This window comes from Pseudomonas simiae, assembly GCF_000934565.1.
GTDB classification, from domain to species: Bacteria; Pseudomonadota; Gammaproteobacteria; order Pseudomonadales; family Pseudomonadaceae; genus Aquipseudomonas; species Aquipseudomonas simiae.
This window is the reverse complement of sequence record NZ_CP010896.1, coordinates 395,260-415,093: the sequence shown is the minus strand read 5'-3', so window position 1 is coordinate 415,093 and position 19,834 is coordinate 395,260. Positions and strand designations below refer to the sequence as shown.

At 61.3% G+C, this 19,834-nt stretch carries 18 protein-coding genes and 2 pseudogenes; 9 read left to right on the top strand and 11 right to left on the bottom strand.

Going from position 1 to position 19,834, the window contains the following annotated elements:
- The first annotated feature begins 4 nt into the window (after positions 1-4).
- From hisI to PF1751_RS01820, 9 genes and pseudogenes are all read left to right on the top strand, one after another.
- A complete protein-coding gene (gene hisI, locus PF1751_RS01855; protein ID WP_044286511.1) occupies positions 5-397 on the top strand; it encodes a phosphoribosyl-AMP cyclohydrolase in 393 nt (130 codons plus the stop codon).
- A gap of 3 nt (positions 398-400) precedes the next feature.
- Complete coding sequence (locus PF1751_RS01850; RefSeq protein ID WP_003209299.1) at positions 401-733, top strand: phosphoribosyl-ATP diphosphatase; 333 nt, start codon at positions 401-403, stop codon at positions 731-733.
- Between the two features lie 26 nt (positions 734-759).
- The gene (locus PF1751_RS01845; RefSeq protein WP_003171180.1) at positions 760-1,038 is read left to right on the top strand and encodes a twin-arginine translocase TatA/TatE family subunit; all 279 of its coding nucleotides are present in this window, start codon (positions 760-762) and stop codon (positions 1,036-1,038) included.
- A gap of 10 nt (positions 1,039-1,048) precedes the next feature.
- Positions 1,049-1,453, top strand: coding sequence for a Sec-independent protein translocase protein TatB (gene tatB, locus PF1751_RS01840; RefSeq protein WP_010213803.1), 405 nt, complete (start codon positions 1,049-1,051; stop codon positions 1,451-1,453).
- A complete protein-coding gene (gene tatC / locus PF1751_RS01835) occupies positions 1,450-2,238 on the top strand; it encodes a twin-arginine translocase subunit TatC (RefSeq protein ID WP_010213805.1) in 789 nt (262 codons plus the stop codon). Before tatB ends, tatC begins: the two co-directional genes overlap by 4 nt.
- Positions 2,235-2,942 carry a 16S rRNA (uracil(1498)-N(3))-methyltransferase gene (locus PF1751_RS01830; protein ID WP_010213807.1) on the top strand — a complete coding sequence of 236 codons (708 nt, stop codon included), beginning with the start codon at positions 2,235-2,237 and terminating at the stop codon, positions 2,940-2,942. The genes tatC and PF1751_RS01830 overlap by 4 nt, the downstream gene beginning before the upstream one ends.
- Positions 2,943-3,030: 88 nt before the next feature.
- Positions 3,031-4,089 (top strand): annotated as a pseudogene (locus PF1751_RS29755) (methyl-accepting chemotaxis protein); the annotation flags it as partial.
- Positions 4,075-4,947, top strand: a complete 873-nt coding sequence (locus PF1751_RS29750) for a methyl-accepting chemotaxis protein (protein WP_373422392.1) — start codon at positions 4,075-4,077, stop codon at positions 4,945-4,947. The pseudogene PF1751_RS29755 and the gene PF1751_RS29750, both read left to right, overlap by 15 nt.
- Positions 4,948-5,129: 182 nt before the next feature.
- Entirely contained in the window at positions 5,130-7,037 is a 1,908-nt protein-coding gene (locus tag PF1751_RS01820) for a methyl-accepting chemotaxis protein (RefSeq protein WP_042571347.1), read from the top strand.
- 16 nt (positions 7,038-7,053) lie between these two features.
- Here the strand turns inward: PF1751_RS01820 and PF1751_RS01815 are convergent, their stop codons facing one another.
- The 11 genes and pseudogenes from PF1751_RS01815 to hutG form a co-directional block, all read right to left on the bottom strand.
- On the bottom strand, positions 7,054-7,788 hold the full coding sequence (locus PF1751_RS01815) for an amino acid ABC transporter ATP-binding protein (RefSeq protein ID WP_010213814.1): 735 nt from the start codon (positions 7,786-7,788) through the stop codon (positions 7,054-7,056).
- Complete coding sequence (locus PF1751_RS01810; protein ID WP_010213816.1) at positions 7,781-8,740, bottom strand: amino acid ABC transporter permease; 960 nt, start codon at positions 8,738-8,740, stop codon at positions 7,781-7,783. Before PF1751_RS01810 ends, PF1751_RS01815 begins: the two co-directional genes overlap by 8 nt.
- A gap of 58 nt (positions 8,741-8,798) precedes the next feature.
- Complete coding sequence (locus PF1751_RS01805) at positions 8,799-9,596, bottom strand: transporter substrate-binding domain-containing protein (protein WP_021492173.1); 798 nt, start codon at positions 9,594-9,596, stop codon at positions 8,799-8,801.
- Positions 9,597-9,815: 219 nt separating this feature from the next.
- Positions 9,816-10,616 (bottom strand): transporter substrate-binding domain-containing protein, encoded by an 801-nt coding sequence (locus PF1751_RS01800; RefSeq protein WP_010213821.1) that lies wholly within the window; start codon positions 10,614-10,616, stop codon positions 9,816-9,818.
- Between the two features lie 184 nt (positions 10,617-10,800).
- A pseudogene (gene mdoH / locus PF1751_RS01795) lies at positions 10,801-13,373 on the bottom strand (glucans biosynthesis glucosyltransferase MdoH); the annotation flags it as partial.
- Entirely contained in the window at positions 13,366-15,102 is a 1,737-nt protein-coding gene (locus PF1751_RS01790) for a glucan biosynthesis protein G (RefSeq protein ID WP_010213824.1), read from the bottom strand. The gene PF1751_RS01790 and the pseudogene mdoH, both read right to left, overlap by 8 nt.
- Before the next feature lie 266 nt (positions 15,103-15,368).
- Positions 15,369-15,806, bottom strand: a complete 438-nt coding sequence (gene dtd, locus PF1751_RS01785) for a D-aminoacyl-tRNA deacylase (protein ID WP_021492176.1) — start codon at positions 15,804-15,806, stop codon at positions 15,369-15,371.
- Positions 15,803-16,774, bottom strand: coding sequence for a prolyl aminopeptidase (gene pip, locus PF1751_RS01780; protein WP_010213829.1), 972 nt, complete (start codon positions 16,772-16,774; stop codon positions 15,803-15,805). Before pip ends, dtd begins: the two co-directional genes overlap by 4 nt.
- A gap of 103 nt (positions 16,775-16,877) precedes the next feature.
- Positions 16,878-17,807 carry an alpha/beta hydrolase gene (locus PF1751_RS01775; protein ID WP_021492177.1) on the bottom strand — a complete coding sequence of 310 codons (930 nt, stop codon included), beginning with the start codon at positions 17,805-17,807 and terminating at the stop codon, positions 16,878-16,880.
- A 153-nt stretch (positions 17,808-17,960) separates the two neighbouring features.
- A complete protein-coding gene (locus PF1751_RS01770; protein WP_021492178.1) occupies positions 17,961-18,896 on the bottom strand; it encodes a choline ABC transporter substrate-binding protein in 936 nt (311 codons plus the stop codon).
- A 129-nt stretch (positions 18,897-19,025) separates the two neighbouring features.
- The gene (gene hutG / locus PF1751_RS01765; RefSeq protein WP_021492179.1) at positions 19,026-19,826 is read right to left on the bottom strand and encodes an N-formylglutamate deformylase; all 801 of its coding nucleotides are present in this window, start codon (positions 19,824-19,826) and stop codon (positions 19,026-19,028) included.
- Positions 19,827-19,834 lie beyond the last annotated feature (8 nt).

The window sequence follows — 19,834 nt, the reverse complement described above, 5'->3', positions numbered from 1 at the left end:
GAACATGAAAGACTGGCTGGACGATATCAAGTGGGACAGTGACGGCCTGGTGCCGGCCATTGCCCAGGACTACAAGACCGGGCGCGTGCTGATGATGGCCTGGATGAACCGTGAGGCCTTGAGCCTCACCGCCGCTGAGCAGCGTGCCATCTACTGGTCACGCTCGCGTGGCAAACTGTGGCGCAAGGGCGAAGAGTCCGGGCACGTGCAGACCCTGCACGAGATGCGCATCGACTGCGACGCCGACGTGGTGATCCTCATGGTCGAGCAGATCGGCGACATCGCCTGCCACACCGGCCGCCACAGCTGCTTCTATCGCGTTTTCGAAAATGGCGAATGGAAGACCGTCGAGCCGGTGCTCAAAGACCCCGACGCCATTTACTCGGCAGGACACTAAGACATGAGCGATACCCTGAACCGCGTGGCCCAGGTGCTGGAAGACCGCAAAGGCGCGGATGCCGACAGCTCCTACGTCGCCAGCCTGTACCACAAGGGCTTGAACAAGATCCTGGAAAAACTCGGCGAAGAATCCGTCGAAACCATCATCGCCGCCAAGGACGCGCAAATCAGCGGCGACTGCAGCGATGTCATCTACGAAACCGCCGACCTATGGTTCCATAGCCTGGTCATGCTCGCCCAACTGGGGCAGCATCCGCAGGCAGTGCTGGATGAACTGGACCGTCGCTTCGGCTTGTCCGGGCATGCCGAGAAGGCCTCGCGCCCGTCCGCCTGAATAACCAAGACTAGAGGATTTGCAGCATGGGCATTTTTGACTGGAAACACTGGATCGTCATCCTGGTGGTGGTGGTACTGGTGTTCGGCACCAAGAAACTGAAGAACCTGGGCACCGACGTGGGCGAGTCGATCAAGGGCTTTCGCAAAGCCATGAACGACGACGAAAAGCCGGCCGATCCCGCCGCCAACCCGGTCCCCCCGGCGCAGCCTGTGCACCCGCAGGCCACTCAGCCGATCACCGAGCGTCGTACCTTCGACGTACAGGCTGAGAAAGTCGAAGAGCCGACCCGCAAAGACTCGTGAGCACTGACTAATGTTTGGTATCAGCTTCTCTGAACTGCTGCTCGTCGGCCTCGTGGCCCTGCTGGTACTGGGGCCGGAACGCCTGCCCGGTGCAGCACGCACGGCCGGCCTGTGGATCGGGCGCCTGAAACGCAGTTTCAACGCCATCAAACAGGAAGTTGAACGGGAAATCGGCGCCGACGAGATCCGTCGGCAACTGCACAACGAGCATATTCTGTCGTTGGAACAGGAAGCCCGGAAGATTCTGTCGCCCGTGCATGAGCCCGCCAAACCGGCGGAGCCCGCTGTCGAAAACAGCATCGCGCCTGCGGTTGAGGCCGCACCCGTGGCACCGACCGCGCCAACCGAGCCTGCGCCGACGCCCACCGCGTCGCCCGCGCCCCATGACCCTACATTGCCGCCGCGAGCCCCATGAGCGCTGATAAACCGGAAAACGACCAGCATATGCCGCTGGTCTCGCACCTCACCGAGCTGCGTACCCGCCTGCTGCGTTGCGTAGCGGCCATCTTCATCATCTTTGCCGGGTTGTTCGCCTTTACCCAGCAGATCTACACCTTCGTCTCCACACCACTGCGCCAGTACCTGCCGGCCGGTGCGACGATGATCGCCACCGATGTGTCGTCGCCGTTCCTCACGCCGTTGAAGCTGACCATGATGGTGTCGCTGTTCCTGGCGATCCCGGTGATCCTGCACCAGATCTGGGGCTTTATCGCACCGGGCCTGTACAAGCATGAGAAGCGCATCGCCGTGCCGTTGCTGGTGTCGAGCATCCTGCTGTTCTACACCGGCATGGCGTTCGCCTACTTCCTGGTGTTCCCGCTGATCTTCAAATTCTTCGCCGCCGCCACCCCGGCCGGCGTGGAAATGATGACGGACATCACCAGCTACCTCGACTTCGTGATGACGCTGTTCTTCGCTTTTGGCGTGGCCTTCGAAATTCCGGTGGCCGTGGTACTGCTGGTGTGGATCGGCGTGGTCAACGTGGCGTACCTGAAGAAAATCCGCCCGTACGTGATCATCGGCTGCTTCGTGGTCGGCATGATCCTCACGCCGCCGGACATCTTCTCCCAGACCTTGCTGGCCGTACCGATGTGGATGCTGTTCGAGATCGGCATCCTGTTCAGCGGCTTGATCAGCAAGCGCGGCGAACACCCGGATGATCAGCCCGACGACGACCAGCCGCCAGCGACCCAGCCGTGAACCTGCTGCTACTGGAAGAGGCCGACTTCATCGCGGCCGACCGCGTGGTACTGCGTGATCGGCGTCTGGTGCACATGCAGGAAGTCCATCGCGCCGTCGTCGGCGACAGCCTGCGCGTCGGCCGCATCGGCGGGCTGATGGGCAATGCGCAACTGCTGCGCCTGGAAGCCACCGAAGCCGAGCTGCAAGTGAGCGTCGACCAACCACCACCGGCCAAGCTGCCGCTGACCCTGCTGCTGGCCCTTCCCCGCCCAAAGATGCTGCGTCGGGTATTGCAAACCGTGGCGGCGATGGGCGTGCCCAAGGTGGTGCTGGTCAACAGCTACCGGGTCGAAAAGAGCTTCTGGCAAACCCCATTCCTGGAACCTGAGGCGATTCGCGAGCAATTGATCCTCGGCCTTGAACAGGCGCGGGACACGGTATTGCCCGAGATCATCATCGAAAAACGCTTCAAGCCCTTCGTCGAAGACCGCCTGCCGGCCATGGCCGCAGGCAGCCTGGGGCTGATTGGCCATCCCGGTGATTACCCGGCCTGCCCACGCGGACTGGACGAGCCGGTGACCCTGGCGATCGGCCCGGAAGGTGGCTGGATTCCCTACGAAGTGGACCTGCTCACCCAAGCTGGCTTGCAGCCCGTGCAGTTGGGCGCGCGCATCCTGCGCGTCGAAACCGCCGTCACCGCCCTGCTCGCCCGTCTCTTCTAAATCTCACTCGCCGCCCTCCTACAGAAAAGTCTGTCACCGCCGATACCCTTTGAATAAGTCCAAGCCTTGTTCCAGGGGAGTTCGCAGCATGCATCGTTGGTTAGCCGAAAAGCTGGGGAATATCAGCGTCAAGACCAAACTCGGCGTGGGCTTCGGCCTGGTGTTACTGCTGACATTATTGATCATGTTCACTGGCTGGACCGGCCTGGGCGATGTCACCAGTCGCGGTGACAAGCTGGGCCATATCTCCAGCCTCAACGGGCTGACCAAGGACTTGCGCCTGGCGCGCCTGGACTTCGAAATGCGGCGCGGCGAACAAGGCACCGACGCGGTCAACAACCTGATCGCCAAGCTGGACAGTGGTCTGAAAACCGCCGCAGACCTGATCGAACAACCCGACGACAAGGCCCTTGTCGAACAGCAACAGGACGCCCTGAGCCAGTATAAAAAGGCCTTTGCCACCATGGTTCAGGCCGGGCTCAAGCGTGAAGGTGCCCGCAGTAAACTGGGCGATACCGCCGACAACGCCGTAGCGAAGGTCAGCGAGGTCGAAAAAAGCCTGCTGCAAGGCGACAGCGTCACGCAGTTCAACAGCGTGGTCGACCTGAGCAAACTGATCCAGCAGGCGCGCTTCCAGGTGCGCGGCTACACCTACAGCGCCAAGGTCGAAGCTGAACAACCGGCCCTCGACGCCATTGATAACGCGGTGAAAAAGATCACCGAACTGCAGGGCCAACTGCCCGCGCAGTACCAGGCCAACCTGGAGGAGGCCAGCACCTCGCTGCAAGCCTACCGCGCGGCGGTCAGCCAGTACCGTGACTCTCAGACCGCCGCCGCCGCTGCGTTGAAGATCATGAGTGCCCAGGGTGACACGCTGTTGGGCCACAGCGACAAACTCACCCTCTCGCAAACCGTGGTGCGCGACGCCGACGCCGCGCACGCCAAACAACTCTTGCTGCTGGCTACCGTACTGGCGCTGATCTTTGGTCTGGTGGCCGCCTGGGCGATCACGCGCCAGATCGTGATTCCGCTGAACCAGACCCTCCAGGTTGCCCAGCGCGTGGCATCGGGCGACCTGAGCCACAACCTCACCTCCATGCGCCAGGATGAGCTGGGCCAACTGCAACGTGCCATGCAAAGCATGACCGTCGGTTTGCGCGAACTGATCGGCGGCATCAGCGACGGCGTCACCCAGATCGCCAGCGCCGCCGAGCAACTGTCGGCCGTGACCGAACAGACCAGCGCCGGGGTCAACAGCCAGAAGGTCGAAACGGACCAGGTGGCCACCGCCATGAATGAAATGGCCGCTACCGTGCAAGAAGTCGCGCGAAACGCCGAGGAAGCCTCCGAAGCGGCCGTAGCGGCTGACCAGCAGGCCCGTGAAGGCGACAAGGTGGTCGGCGAAGCCATCGCCCAGATCGAGCGCCTGGCCACCGAAGTGGGCAACTCCACGGTTGCCATGGGCGACCTGAAGCGCGAAAGCGACAAGATCGGCAGCGTGCTCGACGTGATCAAGTCCGTGGCCCAGCAAACCAACCTGCTGGCCCTCAACGCTGCGATTGAAGCCGCGCGTGCCGGGGAAGCCGGTCGTGGCTTCGCTGTGGTAGCGGACGAGGTGCGCAGCCTGGCCCAGCGCACCCAGAAGTCCACCGAAGAGATCGAAGAACTGATCGTCGGCCTGCAAAGCGGCACTCAGCAAGTGGCGACCATCATGGACAACAGCCGCGGCCTGACCGACAGCAGCGTCGAACTGACCCGCCGTGCCGGCAGTGCCCTGGCGAGCATCACTCGGACAGTCTCGACCATCCAGGCGATGAATTCGCAGATCGCCACCGCTGCCGAACAACAAAGCGCGGTGGCCGAGGAGATCAACCGCAGCGTGCTGAATGTGCGCGATGTGTCGGAGCAGACGGCTGCGGCCAGTGAAGAGACCGCAGCGTCGAGTACCGAACTGGCGCGCCTGGGCACCCATTTGCAAGCACTGGTCGGCCGCTTCAGGGTCTGACGCACCTCACCGCGTGGCGACCTGCCCAGGGTCGCCGCCTTCAGTCTGTGAAATTTCCTACACGTTTATCAGGCTCACCCGACCGCCAAGAGAGCTAGCGTTCAAGTCACGTCAATGTGTGCGCGCACCTGCGGTGCCCGACACGACGATAACGCCCGCTACTCACTTGTCGGAGGTTGATCATGCTTCGTCGAATGACTCACCTGTTGGGTGACGCCAGTGTCACCCTCAAACTGGCCTTGGGCTTTTCCCTGGTACTGGCCCTGAGCCTCATCATTGCCGTAACAGGCTGGCAAGCCCTGGCGGCCTCCCTCTACCGTTCGCAAACGCTGACCGTGCTCGCGCAACTGGCGGTGGCAGGTGAGGAATTGCGCGCTGACAGAATCCTCTACCGCACCCTTGACGATGCCAATAGCCTCAATAGGTTGAGCGCGAGCATGGAGAAAATCGATGGACACCTTAAGGCGCTTTCCAACCGACTGATAGCGCCAAAACCCATTGAGTATCTGCAAGAGATGGCGCGTATTGGCGCAACGTTCAACACCACACTCAAGGACGTGCCTTCGCTGGTTAAAACACGCGAAAACACCCGCGAAGAATTGAAACAAAGCTCCACGCGGACCGGCGACGTGCTGGCGCAACTGGCCAGTGACTTGCCTGATCAAGAAGATGAAAAAGCCCTCGACGCCGTCGAAAACCTGCGCCAGGCCATAGAGCAGGCGGAAGATCGAGCCCAAAGCCCCGCCTGGGCTGCCAGTTCCCTGGATGCTTATGCCCAGGCCGTGAACGACGCAGAGCGCAACCTCGAACTCGCCCAGGCGACCGTCGCGAAGCTGCCGGTCGATAGCACCGCACTGAAAAATGCCGTACTCGAGATCCGCACCCGCCTGACACGCCTCAAGGAAGCCCAGCTTACGACCGAAAAATCGCAAAACCAGTTGGAGCAGCAGTTGGATCAGTTACTCGGGCAGAGTGACTTGTTGAGCCAGGATCAGACCCAGCGACGCGACCACGAAGCCGAGCAAGCCCGCACCCAAACCCTCGGCGTGACCGCTGCCGCATTGCTTTTGGGCGTCCTGTCCGCCTGGGTGATTGCCGGACAAATAGTGACACCGCTGCGCAAAGCCCTGTCAGTGGCCAATCGCATTGCCGAAGGCGATCTGAGCCACGAAGTGCAGACCCGTCGCAAGGATGAGTTGGGCCAGTTGCAACACAGCATGACTCAGATGACGCTGAACCTGCGCGGGCTGATTGGCAATATCAGCGATAACGCGCAGCAAATCGCCAGCGCTGCCGAGGAGCTTTCCACCATCACCGAACAAACCCGTGCGGGGGTGAGTAATCAGCGAGAGGAAACCGAGCAGGTGGCAGCCGCCATGAATCAGATGCTGGCCACCGCCCAGGAAGTTGCGCGCCATGCCGAGCAGGCTTCGATTGCCGCCGGCCAGGCCAATCACCAGACTGACCTGGGCGATCAGGTCGTGACGGATGTCGTGGCGCAAATTGAGCACCTCGCCCATGAGATGGCACGCTCAAGCCAGGCCATGCTGGCGTTGCAACGGGAGAGCCAGAAGATCGGCAGCGTGCTGGATGTGATCAAGTCCGTGTCGCAGCAGACCAATCTGCTGGCGCTCAACGCCGCGATAGAAGCCGCACGGGCCGGCGAGGCTGGCCAAGGGTTTGCGGTAGTCGCCGATGAGGTACGCAGCCTCGCTCAAAGGACCCAGCAGTCCGCCGAGGAAATCGAAGAGTTGATTGGTGGCTTGCACAGTGGCACGCAGCAAGTCGCCGATATCCTGGACTACAGCCGCACGCTGACCGACAACAGCGTCGGCCTGGCACGCAATGCCGGGGACGCCCTGAGCGAAATCGCCCGTACAGTCCTGGTCATCCAGGAAATGAACCCACAGATTGCGGCAGCCGCCGAAGAGCAAAGCGCGGTCGCCGAAGAAATCAATCGCAGTGTATTGAAAGTTCGCGATGCCTCGGAGCAAACCGCCGCCGCCAGCGAACAGACGGCAGCAGCGAGCATCGAACTGGCGCGACTGGGAACGGATTTGCAGCAGTGCGTGGGGCAGTTCAAGGTCTGACCGCCCTGACCAAGTCCTACAGAACTTGACGCAGAAACGCCTGGGCCCGTGGGTCTTTCGGCGCATCGAAGAACTCGGCCGGGGCCGCATCTTCCAGCAATTTGCCGTGATCGAAGAACAGCACCCGGTCTGCCACTTCACGGGCAAAGCCCATTTCGTGGGTGACGCAGACCATGGTCATGCCTTCCAGGGCCAAGGTCTTCATCACATCCAGCACTTCGCCGACCATCTCCGGGTCCAGCGCCGAGGTGGGCTCGTCGAACAGCATGACCTTGGGATCCATCGCCAAGGCCCGGGCAATCGCGACCCGCTGCTGCTGGCCGCCGGACAAGCGTGATGGAAACTCGTTGGCCTTCTGCGCAATCCCGACCTTTTCCAGCAAGGCCAGGGCCTTGGCCTCACTCTCCTTCTTGCTGCGCTTGCGTACGACCTTCTGCGCCAGGCACAGGTTTTCCAGCACGGTCATATGCGGGAACAGGTTGAAGTGCTGGAACACCATGCCGACTTCGCGGCGATAGGCGTTCACATCGGTCTTCGGGTCAGCCAGTTGCAGGCCGTCGATGCTCACCGAGCCCGAGTCGAATTCTTCCAGGCCGTTGAGGCAACGCAGGAAGGTGGACTTGCCGGAGCCGGACGGGCCGATCACCACCAGCACTTCGCCCTTGGCCACCTGGGTGGTCACGTTGTCGACCGCGCGGACCACATGGCCACGGGTGTCGAAGACTTTTACCAGATCGCGGACTTCAATCACTTTGCGCGAGCCTCCGCTCTAGCCGGCTGGCCATTTTCGACAGCGGCAGGTTGATCAGCAGGTACAGGCCTGCGACGCAGAACAGGATTTCAAACGGCGAAAACGAGGTGGTGATCACTTCGCGGCCGCTCTTGAGCAGTTCGGTAATGGCAATCACCGAGACCAGTGATGTGTCCTTCACCAGGCTTATAAATTGCCCGGCCAACGGCGGCAGCACGCGTTTGAACGCTTGCGGCAACACCACATGACGCATCGACTGGCTGGCGCTCAGGCCCAAGGAGCGCGCGGCTTCGTTCTGGCCACGGGTAATGGACTGCACGCCGGCGCGGACGATTTCCGCCACATACGCGCCGGTGAACAACGACAGCGCGGCGATCCCGGCGAATTCGCGGGACAGGTTGAGCACCGTGCCGATAAAGAAATAGAAAATGAAGATCTGCACCAATAGTGGCGTACCACGCACCAGTTCGACGTAGATCGTCGACAGATCCCGCAGGGTCGGGTTGCTGGACAAACGGCACAGGCCGGTTGCCAGGCCGATGATCAACCCAAGGATGCCGGACACCACCGACAGCCACAGCGTGGTCCACAACCCCCACATCAGCGGGCCCAATGCCCAATGGCGGGTCACGCCCACCACATCGCCTTCGGCAACGTCGTCGCCACGCGCGACTTGCAGGCTGTTGTCGGCAACGGTCAGCTTTTGCTCGGCGCCCGCGTCGTTGCGCAGGGTCACTTCGGCGACGTCGCCTTTGCGCACCAACTCAACGACGGTGGAGATGTCCTCGGCGCGCTGGGACACTTCGGCCTGATAGGCGAAGTATTGCGGCACGCGGTTCCAGCGCCACTCGTAGGACATCAGCGAGGTGGCGTAGTACAGGGCGCCAGCCAGGCCGACCAGCACGACCACGGTCAGCAGGTGCCAGGGCCATTGGGCTTTTTTCTGTTTCATTTCTGGTTCCAGGGTGTGTGTCGCCTGTGAGGCTGCCTTCGCGACTCGGTCTTAAGCCTTATTCCATGTCCTTGAGCCACTCGGAGCTCTTGAACCACTTGTCATGGATGCGATCGTAGGTGCCGTCGTTGCGGATCTGGTGCAGGAAGTTGTTGATGAAGTTGATGCTGTCGTAGTCGCCTTTCTTCAGGCCGAACGCCAGGGGTTCGAAGGTGAAGGGTTCTTCGAGGTACACCAGCTTGCCATTACCGACCTTTTTCTCCGCCACTACGTTGTACGGCGCGTCATACACAAAGGCGTCGGCCTTGCCGTTGACTACGTCCAGCACGCCTTCCTGCTCGTTGTCGTAGCCATGGTATTTGGCCTTGGAGATCAGCTTCTTTGCCACCATCTCACCGGTAGTGCCGAGCTTTGAGGTCAGGCGGTATTTCTCGTCATTCAGGTCTTTATAGGACTTGATGGTGCCTTCCAACTCCTTGCGGATCAGCAGGGTCTGGCCGACCACGATGAAGGGTTCGCTGAAGTTCAGGCGCAGGTTGCGTTCCTGGGTCAGCGTCATGCCGCTGCCGATCATGTCGAACTTGTCGGTCAGCAGGGCCGGGATGATACCGTCGTAGCCGGTGGAGATCGGCTCGAACTTGACGCCCATGGACTTGGCCATGGCCTTGAGGATGTCCACTTCGAAACCGATGATTTCGCCACGCTTGTTGGTCATCTGGAACGGCATGTAGGTCGGGTCCATGCCGACTTTCAGCGTACCGCGCTTGACCGCATCGTCGATGGCGCCGGCCTGGGCCGCATTGACCGCGACCAGCGCGGTGACGCCAAGCAGCAGCATCGAAAGATACTTTTTCATCATCAAGTCCCCTGAACGATTCTTATAAGGTCGGCGCGCGAAAGGGCTGCACCATTTCGGGGTGCGATCCTAACCCACTCCCCTGCTGTCACAAAGGTTTCACGGCTATTTGTTATCGGCGTATGTCGGAAAGGCCCCACAACAGGGCAGCAAAGAGCAGGCGTAGACACGTGCGTGAGCGATTGAGGCAACGACTTGATGTGTAAGCAGTTATGACTTTCACTCGATCTCTGCCAGCCAGGCAGTGTCGTTGAACCACTTGTCATGCAGACGATCGTAGGTCCCGTCCTGGGCAATCTGGTTGAGGAAATGATTGATCCAGTTAAGGCTGTCGACATCACCTTTTTTCACGCCAAACGCCAGCGGCTCGAACGTGAACGGCTGCTCAAGTGCCAGCAGCGTGGCGTTTTCCGGGCGGCTCAGGGCGATCAGGTTGTAGGGCGCGTCATGAATAAAAGCATCCGCCTTGCCCTGCACCACTTGGCGTACCCCTTCCTCCGGTGTCGAAAAACTGCTGATTCGGGCCGCCCCAAGGAACCGTCGCGCCGCCGCCTCGCCGGTAGTGCCTTCGGTGGTGGCGATCTGGTAGCTGGCGTCGTCCAGGTCCTCGACACTGGCGACCTTGCCCGCAAGGCGTGGATGCAACAACACGGACTGGCCGACCACAATGAACGAGTCGCTGAAGTTCAGCTTGAGGTTGCGCTCCTGAGTGACGGTCATGCCGCTGCCGATCAGGTCGAAACTCTTCGCCTGCAACCCCGCCACCAGCTCGGTGTAAGGCATCGAGACCATTTCAAGCTCTACCCCCAGGGCCTGGCTCATCACGTTAAGCAGGTCGATTTCAAAACCGACGATACGGCCCTGTTTATCGGTCATTTCGAAGGGCACATAGGTGGGCGTGGTACCAACTTTCAGCACGCCGCGTCGAACGGCGTCATCAATCGCGCCTGCCTGCGCCAGCCCCATGTGAATCAACGCGACAGCACTTAGCAACAGCGCCGAACAATAGCTTTTGCTCATGGATTATCCCTGTGGCGAGTCAAATACGGGGGCGATGCTAACTCAGCGACGGGCACGGCAATACGCCTCAAACGAGGTCTTTTGTTTCGAAAAAACAAGGGGTTGGCGCAGGAGGGGAAGAAGCGGAAGACGCTGTAGGAACAGCGCTTAAAACACCCCCGAGGTGAGCCCTCGGGGGCGTCTGAATCAGGCCGGTTGGGCCTGGGACAACAGCGGTTGCAACGGCAGCAACGGCGCGTGCGGGTCAGCCTTGATCGAATCCCGCCAGGCGGCGAGCCACTCGGCATGGCCTTCGCTCCAGACCTGCTCGTGCAGGCGGGCCAGGGCCACCGGGTCACTGAGCAAGGCCAGGCGTTCAGCGTTGTTGAGGCCGGCAGGGCCGACTTTCAACGCGTGACGCACACGCTCGGCACGCAGGTACTCGATCGGCTCGGCCTGGGCATGACGCGAGGTTGCCAGGGCACAGGCCAGGGCGTTCTGCTGCGGGTCGACCACCGAACGCACGAAGCCGTCGTTCAGCGCGTGCCAACGGTTTTCGTGGGTGTACTTGTCGGTGGACAACAGCGCTTGCGGCGGATTGTATTCCTCAGGGATCAGGAACAGGCTCTCGTCACGGGACTTGAGGCCCAAACCGACACGGCTGGAGATCACCGACACCGGGATCGACAGCATCAGCGAACCCACGATCGGTACCAACCACCACAGGAAACTCGGGTTCAACCACACCACCAGCAGCGCCCACAGGAAGCCCAGCAGGGTTTGCGGACCGTGGCGCTTGACCGCTTCGCTCCATGGGGTGGAGTCGTCGTCACGCTGCGGCGAGTTCCAGGTCGCAGCCCAGCCGAGAAACGCGGCAAGTACGAAGCGAGTGTGGAAAATCATCCGCACCGGCGCCAGCAGCATGGAGAACAACATCTCCAGCAGCATCGACAAGGTCACCTTGAACTTGCCACCGAACTCTTTCGCGCCCTTGGCCCAGATCAGGATGATGCTCAGCAGTTTCGGCAGGAACAGCAGCACGATAGTCGTGGAGAACAGCGCCACCGCCTTGTCCGGGTGCCATTGCGGCCACAGCGGGTACAACTGGCGTGGTGCCATGAAGTACTGCGGCTCCATCAGGGTGTTTACCGCCAGCAGCGCCGTGGACAGCACCAGGAACAGGAACCACAACGGCGCCGACAGGTAGGACATCACGCCGGTCAGGAACACCGCACGGTGCACCGGGTGCATGCCCTTGACGAGGAACAGGCGGAAGTTCATCAGGTTGCCGTGGCACCAGCGACGGTCACGCTTGAGCTCATCCAGCAGGTTCGGTGGCAGTTCTTCGTAGCTGCCTGGCAGGTCGTAGGCAATCCACACGCCCCAGCCAGCACGACGCATCAGCGCAGCTTCAACGAAGTCGTGGGACAGAATGGAACCGGCGAACGCGCCTTTGCCCGGCAACGGCGCCAGGGCGCAGTGCTCGATAAACGGTTTCATGCGGATGATCGCGTTGTGACCCCAGTAGTGGGATTCACCCAGCTGCCAGAAGTGCAAGCCGGCGGTGAACAGCGGGCCGTACACACGGGTAGCGAACTGCTGCATGCGCGCATACAGCGTGTCCATACCCGACGCACGCGGCGCAGTCTGGATAATCCCCGCGTCCGGCGTGGCTTCCATCAGGCGTACCAGGCTGGTCAGGCATTCGCCGCTCATCACGCTGTCCGCGTCGAGCACGACCATGTACTTGTAGTCACCGCCCCAACGACGGCAGAAGTCGTCGAGGTTGCCGCTCTTGCGCTTTACGCGACGGCGACGACGGCGATAGAAGATCTTGCCGAAACCACCGGCTTCACGGCACACGTCGAGCCAGGCTTGCTGCTCGGCGATGCAGATGTCGGCGTCATTACTGTCGCTGAGCACGAAGAAGTCGAAGCGATCCAGGTCACCGGTGGCGGCCACCGACTCAAACGTCGCGCGCAAACCGGCAAATACCCGAGGCACGTCTTCGTTGCAGATCGGCATCACCAACGCGGTACGGGCGTCTTTGGGAATCGGCTCGTCACCGGCACTTTTACCGGAGATGCGGTATTTATCGTGGCCAGTCAGCAACTCCAGAAAGCCCATCAGCGCAGTCCAGAAACCGGCCGACACCCAGCAGAACAAGATCCCGAACATGATCAGGATGCTGGTTTGCAGGGCGTATGGCAGTACCTGGGTGGCGGTTTGCAGCAGGGTCTGGTTGCGGATTTCGTCGAAGTCCACCAGCGACCAGCCCTGGTACGGCATGATGCCTTTCATGTACCAACCGGCGACGAGGGTCTGGCCGATCATCAGCACCAGCAGGATGTAACGGCGGATGGAGCCGACGGTACGCCAGCGCGCAGCCGGCAATACACGCTCATCCTTTGGCGGAGCAGGCGGGTTGCTGCGCCCGGTGATACGACGCCAGCCGCGCACCAGGATATTGGTGCGCCATGGCTCCGGGACCACGCGGGTACGACGGATCGGCGGCGTGGCCTTCAGGCACACGCGGCCAGCGGCGTCGAGCGCCAGCATTTCGGCGTCTTGCAGCTCTTCGGCCGTGCTCAGGGTCAACCGCGTGCCGACCGACGCCTGTGCGGCATCGCCAGGCGCGTCAAAGGTCGACGACGACAAGCGTTCGTGCAACTCGGTGAAGGATGTGCAGCCCGCCAGTTCGGCGCGCTGCTCAGCGGTCATCGGTAGATGCGCCAGATACTCCTGCAGAGTTTCTGGCTGGACTTGAGAGTTACTCATCGGCAGGCAACTGATAGCTCCAGGTTTCGGTCAGGACTTGTTCGGTCTTGATCGGCTCCGGTGTGGCTGGGGCAGCTTCTGGCTGCTTGGCTTCCTTGTCTTTCGCGTCTTTCTTGGCCTGTTTTTCGTGCTGCTTGGCCAGGACCTTGTCGGCCTTGAGCACGTGGCTCGAGTCCTGCTCAGGGGCAGGTGGCGGAACGTCCTGCACCAGCGCTGCGCGCATTTCGGTCGGCTTGCCTGCGTCCTTGATCTTCATGCGCAGGGTCAGGCGCCAGCCTTTGGTGTGCTCGTTGTAGCGCACGCTGTTTTCAACCAGTTCGGCGTTGTCGCTGACACTGACTTGGCTACGCACCGCGGCATCCGACGGCAAAGCCTTGAGGGACGGGCCCTCGAAGTCCACCAGGTAGGCCACGCTGCCATCCGGCTGACGGATCAGGTTGGATTGCTTCACGTCACCGGTGGAGCGCAGGGTCTGCTTGACCCAGGCGCTGTCGCTCGGGTGCAGGGCCTTTTCGTCCATGGTCCAGTGCAGGCGATAGGAAACGTCCAGTGGCTTGCCGATTTCAGGCAGCTCTGCCGGGCTCCAGAACGCAACGATGTTGTCGTTGGTTTCATCGGCGGTCGGGATTTCCACCAGGTTGACGGTGCCTTTGCCCCAGTCGCCCTCAGGCTCGATCCAGGCGCTTGGGCGCTTGTCGTAGTTGTCGTCCAGGTCTTCGTAGTGGCTGAAGTCGCGACCGCGTTGCAGCAGGCCGAAACCTTTCGGGTTCTCTACGGTGAAGTTGCTGACCGACAGGTGTTTAGGGTTGTTCAGGGGGCGCCAGATCCACTCGCCGTTGCCGGCATGGATCGACAGACCGCTGGAGTCGTGCAGTTCACGGCGGTAGTTCAGCACTTTGGAAGGCTGGTTCGCGCCGAACAGGTACATGCTGGTCAACGGGGCAACGCCCAGTTTGCTGACTTTGTCGCGCAGGAACATCTGGGATTTCACGTCGACAATGGTGTCGGTGCCCGGACGCAGGATCAGGCGATAAGCACCCGTAGCCCGTGGAGAGTCCAGCAGGGCAAAGATCACCAGTTGTTTCTCACCCGGCTTTGGACGCTCGATCCAGAACTCGGTGAAACGCGGGAATTCTTCGCCGGACGGCAATGCCGTGTCGATCGCCATGCCGCGGGCGGACAGGCCATACGCCTGGCCCTTGCCGACCACGCGGAAATAGCTCGCGCCCAGCATGGTCATGATTTCGTCTTGCTTGTCGGCCTTGTTGATCGGGTACAGCACACGGAAGCCGGCATAACCCAGCTGTTCGGTGGCTTTGGGATCAAACTTCACGTCGCCGAAATCGAAGCGCGTCGGGTCGTATTTGATTTCCTGAACGCTGTCGGCGGTGACTTCGTTGATTTTCACCGGTGTATCAAAGTGCATACCCTGGTGATAGAAGGACAGCTTGAACGGGGTGTTCTGATCGGCCCACTCGGCTTTTTCGTTGCGGAAACGAATCTTCTGGTAGTCCGCGAACTTCATTTCGCGGAATTCGTTCGGCAGATTGCTGCGCGGAGCTTCGTATTTCTGCCCGGCCAGCTCTTTTGCCTTGGCCGACACATCATCCAGACTGAATGCCCACAGTTGACCCGCGCCGAACAGGCAAAACAGGGCGGAGCCCGTCACCAGTGCGTTTCGTAACCGTTTGGCAGACAATTTTGGTGCATTACAGGGACTAACAATCACGAGCAACCCTCGCCGAAAACAGATCAAAAAACCAACGGCCAGCTATCTATATGCCAGGTTGGCGAGCATTGTTCCGACTCCCGTGGGGCAAAATGATTCCCCAGTGGTTGTCGGACAAGTCTCTACCTAAGTCAAAATGGACCAAACAACGCTGATCCCCGTAGCGCGCGATTATCTAGTAGCCCGCGAAACAACGCATCAGGGATAACGAAGTATTTGTAGCGAAATCCTGCGTTTTTAGGCATTAAAAGTCGTTTTTAATACATTCACGTCTGCAAGAGAAAGGTCACAGGGCCATCATTGACCAAATGCACCTGCATATCGGCGCCAAAACGCCCTGACGCCACCTTGCCATGCAATTGTTGCGCTTGTATCAGCAAGTGATCAAAAAGCGCCGCTCCCAAGGCTGGCGGGGCCGCGGTGGAGAAGCTTGGCCGCAGCCCGCTCTTGGTATCCGCCGCCAGCGTGAACTGCGACACCAGCAGCAACCCCCCGTCGATATCCTTCAACGACAGGTTCATCTTGCCTTCGTCGTCGCTGAACACCCGATAGTTCAACAGCTTGTGTAACAGCTTATCGGCACTCTCCGGCGTATCCGCAGGCTCAACGGCCACCAGGACCAGCAAACCCTGGTCGATGGCGCCGACGATTTCGCCCGCGACCTCGACCCGGGCGCCTCGCACCCGTTGCAACAGGCCCTTCATGCTTCTTCAGGCGGCAAGTCGAGCAAGCGACGTGCCATCTGGCTGGTCGCACGCACCAGGGCATCCGTGATGCCGGGTTCGGAGGCGGCATGGCCGGCCTCGCGAATCACCTGCAGCTCACTGTTGGGCCACGCCTGGTGCAACTCCCAAGCGTTATCCAATGGGCAGATCATATCGTAGCGCCCGTGGATGATTACGCCAGGCAGATGGGCGATCTTGTGCATATCGCGGATCAGTTGGTTGGGCTCCAGGAAGGAGTTGTTAGTGAAGTAGTGGCACTCGATTCGCGCGATGGACAAGGCACGTTGCGGCTCGGAAAACCGCTCCACATGCTGCGGGCTCGGGCACAGGCCGAGCATGCGCCCTTCCCAGCCGGACCAGGCCTTGGCCGCGTGCATCTGGGCAATCTGGTCGTTGCCGGTGAGGCGCTTGTGGTAGGCCGCGATCATGTCATGGCGCTCTTCCGGCGGAATCGGCGCGATGTAGTCCTGCCAGTAATCCGGGAACAGGCGGCTGGCCCCTTCCTGGTAGAACCAATGAATGTCCTGCGGACGCGCCAGGAAAATACCGCGCACGATCAGGCCGTGAACGCGCTCCGGGTGGGTTTGCGCGTAGGCCAGGGCCAGCGTCGAACCCCAGGAACCACCGAACAGCACCCATTTGTCGATGCCCAGGTGCTCGCGGATGCGCTCAAGGTCAGCGACCAGGTCCCAGGTGGTGTTGTTTTCCAGGCTGGCGCGCGGGGTGGAGCGGCCGCAGCCACGCTGGTCGAAGGTGACAATGCGGTACAGGTTCGGGTCGAAATAGCAGCGGCTCTGGGCATCACAACCAGCACCAGGACCACCATGGATGAATACGACGGGCAAGCCTTCGGGGGAGCCACTTTCATCGACGTACAGCGTGTGGGTGTCATCGACGGCCAGATCGTGCCGGGCGTGGGGTTTGATCTGCGGGTACCAAGTCTGCATTGCGCGCTCCGTAGGGGGTCGGGTTCATCCCTGGGGGGACGTCTTTTATTTTGCCGTCTGGCACTATAAACCCGAATTGTGCAATGAGCATGTCCTAGAGCGCTTAGACCTGTGTCAGCCCTTCGCTGCCCAGGTAATCCAGCAGGTAATCGTAGAGCCGGTCCACTTCCGGCACCTGCCGCCGCGCGCGCAGGCAGCCATGCACCAGGCCTTTGCCGGGATACAGCACGGCGGTCACACCCGCCGCTTGCAGACGCTCGGCGTACAAAATGCCGTCGTCGCGCAAGGGGTCGAACTGGGCCACGGCGATGAACGCCTTGGGCAAACCGCTGAAGTCTGCGGCCAGCAGCGGCATGGCGTAGGGCGACGGTTTGCCACTGCCCTGCAGGTACAGCGCCAGGTAGCTGTCGGTGTCGGCGCTGCTGAGCAGGGGCGCGTCCCTGCAATCGCGGCGCGAGGGCAAATCCGCCGGGCCGCCCAGGCCTGGGTAAATCAGTACTTGGGCCCGAGGTTGCGGCTCGCCGTCGTCGCGCAGGCCCAGGCACAAGGCCGCAGCCAGATTGCCGCCAGCGCTGTCGCCCATCACCACCAGACGTTGCCGGTTGATCGCATGCGGCCCCTGCCCCGCCTGGATCGCCCGCCACACGGCACGACAATCTTCGTAAGCGGCAGGGAAAGGGTGCTCCGGCGCCAGGCGGTAGTCGATGGCGATCACCAGCACTTGCAGAGCGCTGGCGAGTTCGACGCAGATGAAGTCGTGGGAATCCAGCCCGCCCACCACCCAGCCGCCGCCGTGTATATAAAGAAGGCACGGCCAACCATCAGCAGGACCGAGCATGGTCGGCAGGTAACTGCGCACGCCTCTGCCTGCGAGGGAAAAGTCTGTGACCGCCAAACCCTCAGGCGTGGGCGAGGTGAAGGCCCGGCACATGTGGTTGTAGGCCTGGCGCATCCCGGCGAGCGACGAGTCGTCGCCAGTGAAGGACGCGGTTTTGGCAACGAAAGCGGCCAACTCTGGAGAAATCGGATACATGCTCGAATATCCCTGACGCTGGAGATCAACGTGGGAGCTGGCTTGCCTGCGATAGCGGTGTACCTGCCAAGCATTCATTGCCTGATACACCGCTATCGCGGGCAAGCCCGGCTCCCACACGAGTTCGGTGTTGTCTGGTCTGGCAGGTTCGGCTCAGAGCTCCAGGCTGGCTTGTACGGCCGCCACTCCGTCCGTGCCATCAAACGCCGTGACCCCGGCCAGCCAGCGCTGCAAATCCTCAGGATGATCACGCAGCCATTGCCGGGCCACGTCCTGGGGCGACTCGCGCTCCATGATCGGCACCATCAACTGGCTTTCCTGGGCGGCGGTGAAAGTGAGGTTTTCCAACAAGCGATTGGCGTTGGGGCAGCGCTCGGCAAAATCCGGGGCGGTGACGGTGGAAACGGTAGCGCGGCCTTCGTCGGGGCCGAATACGTCTTCACTGCCGGTGAGGTAAGCCATCTTCATGTTGATGTTCATCGGGTGCGGGGTCCAACCGACGAACACCACGAATTCCTTGCGGTTCACCGCACGCTGCACCGCCGCCAGCATCCCCGCTTCACCGGAGGCGACCAACTTGAAGCCGCCAAGGCCGAAGCGGTTGGTGTCGATCATTTTCTGGATGTCGGTGTTGGCGCCGCTGCCTGGCTCGATGCCATAGATCTTGCCGCCGAGCTTGTCCTTGAAACGGGCGATATCGGCGAAGGTCTTCAAGCCGGCATCGGCCACGTATTGCGGCACGGCCAGGGTGGCCTGGGCGTCGGCGAGGCTCGGGGTGTCGAACACCTTGACCTGCTTGGCCGCGAGGAAGGGCGCGATGTTGTTGTCCATCGCGGGCTTCCAGTAGCCGAGGAAGATATCCAGGCGCTTGTCGCGGATGCCGGCAAAGATGATCTGCTGCACGGCGCTGGTCTGTTTGCTGTCGTAGCCGAGGCCATTGAGCAGCACATCGGCCATCCCGGAGGTGGCGACCACGTCAGTCCAGCTGACCACGCCCATGCGGATGTTCTTGCAGGAAGCCGGTTCGGCGGCCATGGCATGGGCGCTGAGCAACGCGGCGGCGGTGAGGGTCAACAACAGTCGTTTCATGGAGGAGGTCTCACTCGGCAGCTTTATTGTAGGAGTGGCGTCTGACGCGCCGTATCCACAACCTTACTCAGCGAGACCTCGACAAAAGCGACCTGTGGCGACCGGGTTTTGCACCCAGGCGACAGACGGTCAGCCGTAGCGTTTCTGCCCCCACGCCAACAGCCCCTGCAACAACTGCTTCAACACCACCCGAGTCGGCTCGGCCAGATCCGGGCGATAACGGAACGGTTCGAACTCCTCCATATAGGCGCTCTGGCACAACTCCAACTGCACCGCGTGAATATCCTGCGCCGGGTCGCCGTAGTGACGGGTGATGTGGCCACCCTTGAAGCGCCCGTTAAGCACATGGGTGTACTGCGGATGCGCGGCACAAATGGCCTCTAACTGGTTGGCCAGCTCAGGATCACAGGCGGCTCCGTTGAACGTACCGAGGTTGAAGTCCGGCAGTTTGCCGTCGAACAGGTGCGGGATGACCGAGCGGATCGAATGCGCATCGAACAGCAAGGCGTAGCCGAATTCGGCCTTGAGCCGCGCCAGTTCCTCCTGCAACGTGCGGTGATACGGGCCCCAGACCTTTTGCAAGTAACTGGCGCGCTCGGCCTCGCTCGGTTCCAACCCTTCGCGGAACAATGGCACGCCATCAAACAGTGTCGCCGGATACAGACCGGTGGTGGCGCCCGCGTACAGCGGCTTGTCGTCGGATGGGCGGTTAAGGTCGATCACGAACCGCGAGTACTCGGCCGCCAGGGTGCTGGCGCCCAGTTCTTCGGCAAAGTCATAGAGCGTGGGGATGTGCCAGTCGGTGTCCGGCAAGCTTTGCGCTTCAGGGATCAACCCCGCCTCGACAGCAGGCGTCAGGCGCAGGCCGGCGTGGGGCATGCTGATCAACAGCGGCACACGGCCTTGTTTGAAATTCAGAACCTTATCCACAAGTAGCA

Coding starts and splice junctions, on each gene's coding strand:
- hisI (WP_044286511.1), top strand. CDS start 5: ATGAAAGACTGGCTGGACGATATCAAGTGGGACAGTGACGGCCTGGTG.
- PF1751_RS01850 (WP_003209299.1), top strand. CDS start 401: ATGAGCGATACCCTGAACCGCGTGGCCCAGGTGCTGGAAGACCGCAAA.
- PF1751_RS01845 (WP_003171180.1), top strand. CDS start 760: ATGGGCATTTTTGACTGGAAACACTGGATCGTCATCCTGGTGGTGGTG.
- tatB (WP_010213803.1), top strand. CDS start 1,049: ATGTTTGGTATCAGCTTCTCTGAACTGCTGCTCGTCGGCCTCGTGGCC.
- tatC (WP_010213805.1), top strand. CDS start 1,450: ATGAGCGCTGATAAACCGGAAAACGACCAGCATATGCCGCTGGTCTCG.
- PF1751_RS29750 (WP_373422392.1), top strand. CDS start 4,075: ATGCAAAGCATGACCGTCGGTTTGCGCGAACTGATCGGCGGCATCAGC.
- PF1751_RS01820 (WP_042571347.1), top strand. CDS start 5,130: ATGCTTCGTCGAATGACTCACCTGTTGGGTGACGCCAGTGTCACCCTC.
- PF1751_RS01810 (WP_010213816.1), bottom strand. CDS start 8,740: ATGAAACAGAAAAAAGCCCAATGGCCCTGGCACCTGCTGACCGTGGTC.
- PF1751_RS01805 (WP_021492173.1), bottom strand. CDS start 9,596: ATGAAAAAGTATCTTTCGATGCTGCTGCTTGGCGTCACCGCGCTGGTC.
- PF1751_RS01800 (WP_010213821.1), bottom strand. CDS start 10,616: ATGAGCAAAAGCTATTGTTCGGCGCTGTTGCTAAGTGCTGTCGCGTTG.
- dtd (WP_021492176.1), bottom strand. CDS start 15,806: ATGAAGGGCCTGTTGCAACGGGTGCGAGGCGCCCGGGTCGAGGTCGCG.
- pip (WP_010213829.1), bottom strand. CDS start 16,774: ATGCAGACTTGGTACCCGCAGATCAAACCCCACGCCCGGCACGATCTG.
- PF1751_RS01775 (WP_021492177.1), bottom strand. CDS start 17,807: ATGTATCCGATTTCTCCAGAGTTGGCCGCTTTCGTTGCCAAAACCGCG.
- PF1751_RS01770 (WP_021492178.1), bottom strand. CDS start 18,896: ATGAAACGACTGTTGTTGACCCTCACCGCCGCCGCGTTGCTCAGCGCC.